The 12067-nt window shown below is 50.5% G+C and carries 10 protein-coding genes; 6 read left to right on the forward strand and 4 right to left on the reverse strand.

What is annotated here, in order from left to right; genetic code table 11:
• Positions 1-24: 24 nt before the first annotated feature.
• Positions 25-636 (forward strand): adenylyl-sulfate kinase, encoded by a 612-nt coding sequence (gene cysC, locus P1U47_RS00985; RefSeq protein WP_301026644.1) that lies wholly within the window; start codon positions 25-27, stop codon positions 634-636.
• A 107-nt stretch (positions 637-743) separates the two neighbouring features.
• Positions 744-1940, forward strand: a complete 1197-nt coding sequence (gene sat / locus P1U47_RS00990) for a sulfate adenylyltransferase (protein WP_301026645.1) — start codon at positions 744-746, stop codon at positions 1938-1940.
• 92 nt (positions 1941-2032) lie between these two features.
• Here sat and P1U47_RS00995 read toward each other — a convergent pair whose 3' ends face one another.
• Complete coding sequence (locus tag P1U47_RS00995) at positions 2033-3013, reverse strand: AraC family transcriptional regulator ligand-binding domain-containing protein (protein ID WP_301026646.1); 981 nt, start codon at positions 3011-3013, stop codon at positions 2033-2035.
• 171 nt (positions 3014-3184) lie between these two features.
• Here P1U47_RS00995 and P1U47_RS01000 point away from each other — a divergent pair, with 171 nt between their 5' ends.
• Positions 3185-5329 carry a molybdopterin oxidoreductase family protein gene (locus P1U47_RS01000; RefSeq protein WP_301026647.1) on the forward strand — a complete coding sequence of 715 codons (2145 nt, stop codon included), beginning with the start codon at positions 3185-3187 and terminating at the stop codon, positions 5327-5329.
• 121 nt (positions 5330-5450) lie between these two features.
• Here the strand turns inward: P1U47_RS01000 and P1U47_RS01005 are convergent, their stop codons facing one another.
• The 3 genes from P1U47_RS01005 to P1U47_RS01015 all read right to left on the reverse strand — a co-directional run bounded on the left by P1U47_RS01005 (position 5451) and on the right by P1U47_RS01015 (position 7539).
• Complete coding sequence (locus P1U47_RS01005; protein WP_366943093.1) at positions 5451-5774, reverse strand: VF530 family protein; 324 nt, start codon at positions 5772-5774, stop codon at positions 5451-5453.
• Positions 5707-6012 carry an RNA-binding protein gene (locus P1U47_RS01010; protein WP_301026648.1) on the reverse strand — a complete coding sequence of 102 codons (306 nt, stop codon included), beginning with the start codon at positions 6010-6012 and terminating at the stop codon, positions 5707-5709. The genes P1U47_RS01005 and P1U47_RS01010 overlap by 68 nt, the downstream gene beginning before the upstream one ends.
• 93 nt (positions 6013-6105) lie before the next feature.
• Positions 6106-7539 (reverse strand): M48 family metalloprotease, encoded by a 1434-nt coding sequence (locus tag P1U47_RS01015; RefSeq protein ID WP_301026649.1) that lies wholly within the window; start codon positions 7537-7539, stop codon positions 6106-6108.
• 158 nt (positions 7540-7697) lie between these two features.
• On the opposite strand from P1U47_RS01015, the gene P1U47_RS01020 reads away from it, so the two are divergent.
• Genes P1U47_RS01020 through P1U47_RS01030 form a run of 3 tightly spaced genes read left to right on the forward strand, consistent with a single transcriptional unit; the run spans position 7698 to position 11930 of the window.
• Entirely contained in the window at positions 7698-7928 is a 231-nt protein-coding gene (locus P1U47_RS01020; RefSeq protein WP_301026650.1) for a sulfurtransferase TusA family protein, read from the forward strand.
• Positions 7929-7964: 36 nt separating this feature from the next.
• A complete protein-coding gene (locus P1U47_RS01025) occupies positions 7965-9047 on the forward strand; it encodes an AI-2E family transporter (protein WP_301026651.1) in 1083 nt (360 codons plus the stop codon).
• 45 nt (positions 9048-9092) lie between these two features.
• Positions 9093-11930, forward strand: coding sequence for an insulinase family protein (locus P1U47_RS01030; RefSeq protein WP_301026653.1), 2838 nt, complete (start codon positions 9093-9095; stop codon positions 11928-11930).
• The last annotated feature ends 137 nt before the right edge of the window (positions 11931-12067 follow it).

The following is a 12067-nucleotide window of genomic DNA, read 5'->3' on the forward strand; positions in this document are numbered from 1 at the left end:
CAGCAGCCCAGCGGAGTTGAATACATGACTGAAGTTAAAGCAACCAATGTACATTGGCATGACGGCGAAGTGAGCCGTGAAGACCGCAATGCCTTGTTAAAGCAAAAAGGCGCCACCTTGTGGTTTACCGGCCTGTCTGGCAGCGGTAAAAGCACTGTTGCCGTTGCATTAGAAAAAGCCCTGATGGACAAAGGCCATCTTTGCTATCGTTTAGACGGCGACAATATCCGCTTGGGCATTAACAAGAATTTGGGTTTTAGCGCCGAAGACCGCACTGAAAATATCCGCCGCATTGGCGAAATTTCTAAGCTGTTTGTCGACACTGGCGTTATCGTATTGTCTAGCTTTGTTAGCCCTTACCGCGCCGATCGCGATATTGTTCGCGACCTGCACGTGGCTGGCGATATGGACTTCATCGAAGTTCACGTTGATGTACCCTTGGAAGTAGCGGAAGAGCGTGACCCTAAAGGCCTGTACAAAAAAGCCCGCGCCGGCGAAATTAAAAACTTCACCGGTATTTCCGATCCCTATGAAGCGCCACTTAAGCCTGAGCTGGTATTAAACAGCCACGAGCAGAGCTTGGAAGAAGAAGTGGCAGTGCTGTTGGAAATGTTGGCAGCGCGCGGACTTATTTAAAGCAGGTCTGGCGTCGGAGGTCAGAAGTCTGACGTTCACGCTGTATTTATATTTTCGTCCGACGTCAGACACCCGACGTCGGACTAATTAATCAATGGAGTTCCAAAATGATCAAACCCCATGGCGCCGAAGAACTTAGCCCTTTATTTGTATACGACACTGAAAAACACCATGCCCTGAATGCCGAAGCGGAGACCCTGCCGTCACTGCTGGTTAGCTCTGCTGCTGCCGCTAACGCGGTTATGCTGGGTGCCGGTTACTTCACGCCCTTAAAAGGCTATATGAACCTTGCCGATTCACTGGCGGTGGCGAAGGACCTGTGCACTACCGACGGTCTTTTCTGGCCCGTACCGATTGTTAACCTGACTAAAGATGCCCAGGGCATTACTGCTGGTCAGCGTATTGCTTTGCGCGACCCGAACGTTGAAGGCAATCCTGTATTGGCGATCATGGACGTTGACGCGGTTGAAGTGGTTAGCAGCGAACAAATCGACTTTATGGCCGAGAACATCTTCGGTACCTTGGATGACAAGCATCCCGGCGTGCAGACCTTTAAAGCGCAGGGCAACACCATGTTGTCTGGCCCGATTCAGGTGCTGAACTTCTCTTACTTCCAAGCTGATTTCCCAGATACCTTCCGCACTGCGGTTGAAATTCGCAATGAAATCGCTGAGCGTGGCTGGGAGAAGGTGGTTGCTTTCCAAACTCGTAACCCAATGCACCGCGCTCACGAAGAGCTGTGCCGTATGGCCATGGAAGGTCTGGGCACCGACGGTATCTTGATCCACATGCTGTTAGGTCAACTGAAACCAGGCGATATTCCAGCTCATGTTCGCGATGCGTCTATTCGTAAAATGGTTGAAGTTTACTTCCCCAAAAACACCGTGATGATCACCGGTTACGGCTTTGATATGTTATACGCTGGCCCCCGTGAAGCGGTGCTACACGCACTGTTCCGCCAGAACTGTGGCTGTACTCATCTGATTGTTGGTCGCGACCACGCTGGTGTTGGCGATTACTACGGCGGCTTTGACGCCCAGACTATTTTCGACGAGAAAGTACCTGCTGGCGCCATGGATATTGAAATTTACCGCGCCGACCACACCGCTTACTCTAAGAAATTAGACAAAGTGGTGATGATGCGCGATGCGCCAGATCACGACAAAGAAGACTTTGTGTTGCTGTCGGGCACTAAAGTGCGTGAAATGTTGGGCAATGGCATTGCGCCACCACCCGAGTTTTCACGTCCAGAAGTGGCTAAAATTTTGATGGAATACTATCAAATTGAAGACGCTAAAGCGTAAAGATCTACCGCCTGCCTAGCTGCTCTTGAGTGCTAGGTAGTGAGCTTAAAAAAACCGGCGCATAAATGCGCCGGTTTTTTTTGATCTGGTGTTTATATATCTGCTTTTAATAAGGCCGTTAAGCGCGCTTCGTTGTCTGGCATCAGCGCCGATACAATAAGTTTGTGAGGCGCTTTGAATTCGCTTAAATAATAACGTGCTTTTTCTGCAATTTGTTGTTCGAGCAATAGTTCAAAGCTGATATTAGATTTCGCTAGTTCAGCGTTTAGTTGGTCTTCTGTAACGGCCATATAAAACGCGAGTTCATTTTGGCTGCAGCCGGCAAAGCTCAGGCGTTGGTCAATAATTAAGCGGGCGCGACCGATAAAGTCGCGGTTCTCTTGGAGGCCCTGTTGCAATATTTTAATTTGGGTTTCCATGCCGCGCATTAAATTTACATCGCAGGTGGCGACGCTGAATTCTAATGCGTCAATTGGAATGTGGATGGCATCATAGGCTTGCTCAAAAGCGAGCTCGCATTGGAAAAACTGTTGGAAAGTATCCGAAAAACGTCCCCCGAGGCTTTTACTGCTAAAGCTGATTTTACTTGGTCGCCAAAGCCTGCCCGACATATTTTTTAGCAGCATAAACATTTGTGCAATGCCAAATAAATTGCGCTGGCGCCAGTGCTCGCAGTTGGAACGCGTGGAGGTTTTAAATAAGATCAGCTGGTCGTTGTCGATTTTATGCTGCCAGTGGCTGGTGTCTTGATAAAAAGCGCTATATAGATGCGCTTTATCTAAACCGCTACGCAGGGTGGTGCTAAGCGACATAAGGCGAGCGGCTAGGCCCAGTTGTGGTGCTTGTAATTTGCGGGCAACGTGCAACGCGAGATCGTGGCAGTGATAGTCTCGTGCTATAGCCTCTAAGATGCAGCCAAATAATAAACTGGGAACGAGTTTGCCAGGTGCTAGTAGCAGCGAGGGCGATAAGCCGAGCTTGTGCATCGTATCTTTAAGATCAATGCCTAGTGCGTTGCAGGCTTCTTCTAGGGCGTTAAGAATATCGCCATCTTGGGTAAGAATGTGTTTCATCGCATCTACTTAGTCATTATTCATAGTTAATTGCGTAGCAAATTATGTGCCTAGTTATATAGTGGCAGTTCTTGCTCGCTTTGGGAATAAAGAGGTAAGTTGGTGTAATCGCTGATAACATTGAGTCGGTAAGCCCTAATCAATAACAATAGCCGAACCGAGGGTATCTGTATGTCTGCCAGCAAAACCCATTTCCGCACCTGTAATTTATGTGAAGCCATGTGTGGTATTGCAATTAAGCTTGAAGACGGTGTTATCACCTCAATAAAAGGTGACGAGGACGACAGCTTTAGCCGTGGTCATATATGCCCCAAGGCCATTGCCCTTAAAGACTTATATGAAGACCCAGATCGCATCCGTCGGCCGCTGCACAAAGTCGACGGCGAGTGGCAGGAGCTGAGTTGGGAGGATGCGTTAGACAAGGTCGCCGCGCGTATCGCCAGCCTACAGGCTGAGCACGGTCACGATGCACTTGGTGTGTATCTGGGTAATCCCAATGTTCATAACACTGGCTCGCTGCTAATGAGCGGCGGCGTATTGCGGGCTTTAAAAACCAAGAACAAATTTTCGGCGACCTCGGTAGATCAGCTGCCTCACCATATTGTGTCGTGGAAATTATTTGGTCATCAGTTGCGGATTCCAGTACCGGATATTGATAATACCGACCACTTCTTAATGTTTGGCGCTAATCCGCTGGCATCTAACGGCAGCATTATGAGTGTGGCGGATGTTAAACAACGGCTTAAAGATGTGCGTAAGCGTGGCAAATTGGTGGTGGTTGATCCTCGCCGCACGGCGACGGCAGAGCTGGCCGATGCCCATTATTTTGTGCGGCCCGGCAGTGATGTGCTGGTGCTGCTTGCCATGCTCAATGTGCTGTTTAGCGATAATTTAGTGGATACCGGAAGTTTGGCGGAACAGCTCGACCAGCTTCCCGCCGACCTTGCACCGGTGTTCGCAGAATTTAGTCCAGAAAAGGTGGCGCCGCTGACCGGCATGGGCGCCGAGGTTATTCGGGGCATGGTGCATGATTTTTGCGCTGCGTCGCAGCCTGTGATGTACGGTCGGCTGGGGGTGTCGGTGCAGGAGTTTGGCACCTTAACTCAGTATCTCATCATGCTTTTTAATATATTAACAGGGCGGCTAAACAGTGTTGGTGGGCTGATGTTTACCAAGCCCGCGGTGGATATTTTGGCCCAGAGTGGTCGTGGCAATATGGGCCGCTACCACAGCCGCGTGCGTGGGTTGCCAGAGTTTAATGGCGAGCTGCCAGTGGCGACCCTGGCCGAAGAAATTACCACGCCAGGCGCGGGCCAAATAAAAGGCATGGTGCTTATAGCCGGTAATCCGGTGTTGTCGACGCCCAATGGTGAGCAGTTGGATAGGGCGTTTGCCAAATTGGACTTATTGGTGGCAGTTGATTTTTATATTAATGAAAGCAGCCGTCACGCCGATTTTATTTTACCGCCGGTTAGCCCCTTAGAGCGCGAACATTACGATGTGATTTTTAATGTACTGGCGGTACGCAATAACGCCCGTTACGCCGAAGCACTATTTCCTCGGCCCAAAGATGGCCGCCACGACTGGGAAATATTGCTGGATCTGCAGGACCGGCTTCAGCCGCCGCACAGCCTCAAAGACAAGCTAGCTCGTAAAGCAGTTAGGCGTATGGGGCCGTCGGGTTTACTGGCCGTATTGTTGCGCAAGGGCCCCTACGGTGGTGGCCGCAACCCCTTCGCGGGGCTGAGCTTGAGCAAGCTTAAAAAATCTCCGCATGGTATCGATTTAGGGGCATTAAAACCCGCGCCAGCAGGGGGTACCTATCATCGTGATGGCAGGATTCATTTGGAAACGGAATTTTTCCTAAAGGACTTAACGCGGGTAAAAACCCGATTCTTTAACCGTGAAGCGGGCATCGATAAATATTTGTTGATTGGCCGGCGCGATGTGCGCAGCAATAATTCTTGGTTGCACAATAGCCATCGCCTCGTTAAGGGTAAGGATCGCTGCACGGTTTTGATCAACCCCGAAGATGCAATGCACCTAAAGGTGGAAGATGGGCAGCAACTGCGGGTTAGCTCGCGGGTAGGCAGTATTGAACTTGCCGCGGCGATCAGCGACGAAATGATGCCAGGTGTGATTAGTATCCCCCACGGCTGGGGGCATCATCGCAGCGGTACGCAATGGCTTGAGGCCGAGGCCCACGCTGGCGTGAGTGTGAATGATTTAACCGATGAAATGCATATTGATGAGCTGTCGGGCAATGCGGTTTTGAATGGGGTGCCGGTAACGTTGCAGGGCTTGGGCCGATCCTGAGCTTGGCTAAACGCTTGACGGGAGACGCTTTTATTCGCTTCGCTCACTAAGCCGCTTAAGAGCATTCTTTTGCGTCTCCCGTCGTCCATCAAGCGTGGCTCGCGACACCAGACTTCCGACGTCAAGCCTTTTTCGTTGGCCGTTTACTGCGAATATACAGCGCCTCTACCTTTTGCCGCGCCCATGGGGTGCGGCGTAAAAACTTTAGGCTAGATGCTACGCTGGGCTCGTCGGTAAAACATTTAATTTTAATGCGCCGTCCCAGCTCCTCCCAGCCAAATTGCTGCTCAAGCTGAACGATTATCATCTCTAGGGTCATGCCGTGCATAGGGTCTTTTGAACCCGATTTGGGCGCTGGCGCGGCACCTTTGGCAGACTCAGTCATTGTTGTTGAGGTCAGTGTCTGGCGTAGTTTCAAGGTCATCGCTTGTAGTTTCTTCAGCACGGACTTCTGCTCGTTTAACGCGGATTTTAAAGCCGCCGATAATTTTTCCATTGATGTTTTGCATGGCGATTTTGGCTTCGCCAGCTTTGGGCATGTTTACAAAGCCAAAGCCCTTGGACAGGTTTGCGTCTTCATCTCTGACCAGTTGCAGAGATTGCACTGCGCCGTACGCTTCAAACAGATCGAGTAGCTCGGCTTCGGTGGTGGTGCGGTTGAGGTTGCGAATCAGTAATTTCATGGTGTGGCCGTTTTAGTGATATGCGCGAAGTATAGCGTTTATAGGCTTTAACTGCGCGTTAAAGCCCGCTGCAAACCGTGAAAATGGCCTAATTCACAGGTTTTTTAATTTCTCTTCCATATCGGCGATGTCGCGCAGGCGCTGTTTGATGCGACCCTGCTGAATTTTATTGTTTGCTGTTAATTCGTAGGCGTAGCGCAGCTGCATTTTGGCCCGTTCAAATTGGGCCTGCAAAATAAAGTATTCGGCGCGGGCGATGTGTACACCAAGAATGTTGCCCGCAAGTCCCCGCACTTCGGCCAATTGATACCAGAGATTAGGGTCTTCTGGGCGCTCTCGCGACTGGCGGCTCAGCACTTGGTCGGCTTCAGTAAAGCGATTGGCGCGCTGCAGGGCATCGCTGAGTTTAATGGTGTAGGGGTAGTTGTTGGGGGCGAGCGCCAATTGATTTTGCAGAAGCTCAATGGCTGCGTCGTAGCGCTTTTGGCCTAGCAACACGTCGGCTTTGGCCAGTTGGTAGGCAATGCGGCCGCTGTCATCTTTTAGTAGTGGTGCCAATTGTTCATCGGCCTCTGCCCAGCGATTTAATTCTAGCAGGGCAATCACTGCGCCGTAGCGATATGCCTCGCCATTGATACCCGTATGGTTTTGCCAAGTTTTGAGTAAGTCTTCGGGTTTGTTGCTGTGTTGCAGAGCGGCGCGCATCCGCATTAACTGGAAATTAAGGTTGTCGGTGTACACCTTGCGGGGATATTGGCGGGCGCGGTTGGCACTGTCGCTGATCCGATTGTCGGTGAGGGGGTGGGTTAATAAGAACTCAGGCGGCTTTGAACGCGCATAGCGCATATTGGCATTCATGTTAACGAACATGGAGGGAATGCCATTGGGGTCCATATTTGCCCGCGATAGGGTTTCCATGCCGAGTCTGTCAGCTTCTTGTTCGTGTTGGCGGCTAAAGCGCAGCTGGCTGTCGAGTGCGGCCGCTTGGGTGGCCGTAATGGCAGCCATGCCGGCGTCGGCCCCCGCAGTGGCGGCTAACACCACGCCTGCGAGCAAGCCGGCGAGGGTTGGAATGGTGCTCTGTTTGGCATTGTCCAAAGAGCGGCTAAAGTGGCGCTGGCTAAGGTGGGCAATTTCGTGGGCCAGCACGCCGGCGAGCTGCGCTTCGTTGTCGGTATACAGGAATATACCGTTGTGAACACCAACCACGCCGCCAGGCACCGCAAAGGCATTTATACTGGCATTGTCGACAATAACGGTCTCTAGACGGCGGTCTTTGAGCTCACTATTAGAGGCAAGGCGGTAGAGTAAGCCTTCGAGATACTCTTGCATTAGCGGATCGTTAACTGTTTTTACGCTACTGCGGAACATTTTCAGCCACATCCGGCCCAAGTCGTGCTCTTGCTGTGCTGAGTAACGGGAGGCGGTGACATCGCCAAGGTCAGGAAGGTTGTCGCTGGGTGTGTTGTCGCCAAAGACGAGACTGGCGAAGACAAAAAGACTGATACCAAAGGCACGTTTGAACACAGAGAATCCTTACCCAGCTGCAAAGGAATGAGATGATGTGGCCCTTGATAATACAAGAGCATTGGCAGTATGACCCCATTATCACCTAAAAGTGCTGGCTTGGGCCACGATGCCGCGCAGGCTATACTAGCGACAATCTCTTATTGCATATTGAATTTATGACGCTTATTGATATCTATTTAGACGCCTGCAGCTTAGATTGTCCGCTGCCATTATTAAAGGCCAAACAAGCCTTAAACCGTATGGAATCTGGCCAAGTGCTAGAAGTGCTGGCAACGGATGTTGGCTCGTGGCGAGATTTCGAGGTATTTGCCCAGCAAAGTGGCAATACTTTGCTGCTCAGCGAAGAGCAGGATGCGCGTTACCGTTATTTGTTAAAAAAGAAGTAGAACCCCTCCCTCGTACTATTTTGTAAGGACCGCTTCATGCTGGGTATTGTTCGTTCGTGGTTTGATCGACTATTTGCTGAGGAAGAAACAGTCGTTCTGCTATTGCTCATCGTAGCGGTGTTGGTGTTAATGCTCACCTTGGGCAATGTGCTGGTGCCGATTGTGGCCAGTATTGTTTTGGCGTTTATGATGCAGGGTATTATTGCGCGCTTAAGTCGCGCGGGCGCCCCGCAATGGCTGGCTATCACAGTGGCCTACGCAATCTTTGTAAGTGTGTTTTTCGGGGTTTTGGTGGTGCTGCTACCACTGGTTTGGCAGCAGCTGATTAATTTGTTTCAAGAGCTGCCAACCATGCTGCGCAAGCTTCAGCATTTATTGCTGGTCTTGCCTGAGCGTTCTGAATTTGTCACCGAGCAGCAAATACGCGAGTGGATGGCCATCGCCAGTAAAGAGCTGGGGTCTGCGGGGCAATACCTGCTAAGTTTCTCATTAGCTCAGCTGCCCAACGTTGTTGGCTTATTGCTGAATATCGTGTTGATTCCGATTTTGGTGTTTTTCTTTTTAAAGGACAAAGTCGCCATCATAGGCTGGCTGTCGAGTTTCTTACCTAATCGCCGGCCTTTACTGAGCGCGGTATGGTCAGAGATGAATGTTCAGGTTGCCAATTACGTGCGTGGCAAGGCAGTGGAAATTGTTATTGTCGGCGTGGTGTCTTACATCTGTTTTGAAGTGATTGGCTTAAATTATCCGGCGCTTTTGGCGTTGTTGGTGGGCTTGTCGGTGGTGATTCCTTATATAGGCGCCGCGGTAGTCACCTTGCCAGTTTTGTTGGTGGGTTACATTCAGTGGGGTTGGGGCGGGGAGTTTTTTACCCTGTTCATGGTCTACAGTGTGATCCAAGGTTTAGATGGTAATGTACTGGTGCCGTTATTGTTTTCGGAGGCGGTAAATATGCACCCCGTGGCGATTATTGTTGCGGTTCTGGTGTTTGGCGGCATCTGGGGAATATGGGGGGTGTTTTTTGCCATCCCGTTAGCGACTTTGGTTAAAGCCATTTTATACGCATGGCCTCGTCCAATGCGTGCGGTGACACGTGAAATCGACCCACCTGCTGCGTAATAGCGGCAGCTGGGTGCTAATTTGTACTTTTAATAAGGAAGCTTTGTGAGATATTTGAAATCGGCATTTTTGCTTGTCCTCGTATTTCAGTTTTCAGCCTGCACGTGGTTAGACAGCGCAAAGGAGCCGGTAGTTGTTGCCAAGCCGCTCAGCGATCAACGTGAGTATCGCTACACGGAATTGCCGAACGGCCTCAAAGTTTTATTAATTTCAGATGCTGGCGCCGACAAAGCAGCGGCTTCGCTCGATGTGAATGTTGGCAGCCGTCAAGATCCCGAAAATTATCAAGGTCTCGCCCATTTTCTTGAGCACATGCTGTTTCTTGGTACCGAGAAATACCCAGATGCCGGCGCATACCAAGCCTTTATCACCGCGCACGGCGGTAGCCATAATGCGTTTACCAGCTTTGAAGACACCAATTATTTTTTCGACATTAGCGCCGATTCACTGGAACCTGCGCTAGATCAATTTGCACAGTTCTTTGTGGGGCCGCTGTTTAACGCCGAGTATGTGGGGCGGGAAGTGAAGGCGGTTAATTCTGAGTACCGCGCGCGCATTAAAGATGATCGCCGTCGAGAACTGGCCGTGATTAAGTCGCAGGTTAATCCCGCGCATCCCTTTGCCAAATTTTCGGTGGGCAATTTACAAACCTTACACAGCAATGATGAGCAGGCTCTGCGCGAGCAGCTGTTGGCTTTTTACCAGAAAAACTACTCTGCCAATATCATGAGCTTAACGGTAATAGGTAGGGAGTCTCTGGACGAGCTTGAGGCGATGGTGTTGCCGAAGTTTGCCGCGGTGCAAAATCAGCAGCGTGAACTTAAGCCGATTACCGCCCCCTTATTTAAAACTGGTGATTTACCGCGGTGGATTAATGTTGAGCCGGTGCAGAACCGCCGTGCGCTTTCGGTTAATTTTCCGGTGGCAGATGCCGAGTCTCACTGGCGTAGTAAGCCGTTAAATTATATTGGCAATATCCTTGGTCACGAAGGTGAGGGCAGTTTGCTGTCGCTACTCAAAGCCAAGGGCTGGGCCGACAGTTTAAGCGCCGGCGAGAGTTTGAATTACCAAGGCGGCGCGATGTTTGGTATTGAAGTGGCGCTAACTGAGGCCGGTTTAAACCATACTGACGAAATTGTGGCGCTGATTTATCAGAACATTGCCCAGTTGCGGGAGGGCGGTGTTGAGCGCTGGCGGTTTGCTGAGCAGGCGGGACTGGCAATTCAAGGTTTTATGTTCCGCGCCCAACCAGCGCCAATCAATGATGTTGTGCAATTGTCGATGGCTCTGCAAAAATACCCTGCGGCAGAAGTGATGCGCGCGCCATTTTTGATGGACGATTACGAACCTAAATTACTGGCGAAATTTTTAGCGGCGATGAAACCAGAAAACAGTTTTATCACTTTGGTGGCGCCTGGCGTAAAAACGAATATTGAAATTCCTCGCTATCAAGTAGCGTATGGGCTGCGGACGGTGACAACGGACGAACTCGCTGCCTTGAATGCAGAGGCTTCTGGTGCCTTGAGCCTGCCGGTTAAAAACAAATTTGTGGCCTCGGATTTTAGTTTAAAGACAGGTAAAGGTAGTAATAAACCGGTGCAGATAGCCGATGCGCCGCTTGAATTGTGGTTGAACACCGATGATGTCTTTGAATTACCTAAGGGCCGTTTATATCTATTATTGTCTTCTGCAGAGGCCAGTAGCGATGTTGCGGCTTTGGCGAAGACGGAAATGTGGCTGCGTATGGTTAAAGATCAGCTCAATGAGCTGACGTATCCCGCCCAACTTGCCGGTTTGGATTTTGATATTGGTGTGGATTGGCGCGGGATTGAAATTAGCATTGGCGGCTTTAATCAGAAGCAAGGCGAATTGCTTGAGCAAATTTTACATGCGCTTAAACAGCCGGTATGGCAAGAGAGCCGTTTTGCGCGCCTACACGCGCAGCGTTTGCGGCAGTTTGAAAATGCCTCAAGGCAATCGCCCTACCAACAATTAATTGGTGAGTTGCCGCGGCTGTTAAATCGCCAAACCCCGAGTTTAACCGCCCATGAAGCGGCTACTCGCAATTTGACCATGCCAGCGGTAGCCGCACATGTTACTGAAGTGCTGAAGTCGGTGCAGCTGCGAATGTTGCTCGACGGTAACTTCGATCGGCAAGAAGCCTTAGATCTTGCGGCAGTGGCAAATAAGGTCTTAGTCCAAAGCCAGCAGGGCCAAGCACCGTTGCAGTATATTAGCCATTTGCCGGTGGCGACCTCCCTGCGTGAATTACCCGCCGAACACGATGACAGTGCCGCGTTATTGTATTTGCAAAGCGCGCAAACGGGTAAGCAGGCACGGGTGGCGATGGGCTTAACAGCGCAGATACTCAGCGCCGATTTTTACCATCAGCTGCGCACCCGCAAGCAGTTAGGTTACGTGGTGAGCGCCAGCGTATACCCTCAGCGCGAGGTGGGTGGTTTAATGTTTCTAGTGCAGTCGTCGGTGGTGGATTCTGCTACCTTGCAAAAAGAGATAAACAATTACTTGAAAGAGTGGCTGCAAGCGGGCGTTGATCAAGCCACTTTTGAACAGCATAAAGCAGGACTAATTAAGCGCTTGGGTGAGCAGCCTGAAAATCTTTGGGAGTCGGCGGGGCGTCACTGGCAGGATTTGCTAGAAAACTACCTCGGTTTTAACAGTCGAGACTTGCTGGTTGCGGCATTGACGGACTTAAGTTATAGCGATTGGTTGGCGGCGGTGAAGCGTGACTTAGCGCCAAGCTCCCAGCGCGGTCTGCTAATTTATGCGGCGGGAAAATGGCCAGCAGCGCGTCCACAGGGTGACGTAATTGATAATGGCGAGCAGTTTAAGGCCGAATTGCCTGCCTATTCGTTTAAATAAAGGATGCGATCAAAGCAATGTATTATCAAGGCTGGGTATGTCATTGTTTTTGATGGTTTCGTCATAAATTATTCATATAATAAATAGCAGTATTTTGTTGATTTATGGCTGCGAAACTGCAAAAATCTCATGCCTTA

The sequence above is a fragment of the Zhongshania sp. genome (genome assembly GCF_029212375.1).
Classification (GTDB): Bacteria; Pseudomonadota; Gammaproteobacteria; order Pseudomonadales; family Spongiibacteraceae; genus Spongiibacter.

Excerpts from the sequence above, each read along its gene's own strand:
- cysC (WP_301026644.1), top strand. The coding sequence starts at position 25 with ATGACTGAAGTTAAAGCAACCAATGTACATTGGCATGACGGCGAAGTG.
- sat (WP_301026645.1), top strand. The coding sequence starts at position 744 with ATGATCAAACCCCATGGCGCCGAAGAACTTAGCCCTTTATTTGTATAC.
- P1U47_RS00995 (WP_301026646.1), bottom strand. The coding sequence starts at position 3,013 with ATGAAACACATTCTTACCCAAGATGGCGATATTCTTAACGCCCTAGAA.
- P1U47_RS01000 (WP_301026647.1), top strand. The coding sequence starts at position 3,185 with ATGTCTGCCAGCAAAACCCATTTCCGCACCTGTAATTTATGTGAAGCC.
- P1U47_RS01010 (WP_301026648.1), bottom strand. The coding sequence starts at position 6,012 with ATGAAATTACTGATTCGCAACCTCAACCGCACCACCACCGAAGCCGAG.
- P1U47_RS01020 (WP_301026650.1), top strand. The coding sequence starts at position 7,698 with ATGACGCTTATTGATATCTATTTAGACGCCTGCAGCTTAGATTGTCCG.
- P1U47_RS01025 (WP_301026651.1), top strand. The coding sequence starts at position 7,965 with ATGCTGGGTATTGTTCGTTCGTGGTTTGATCGACTATTTGCTGAGGAA.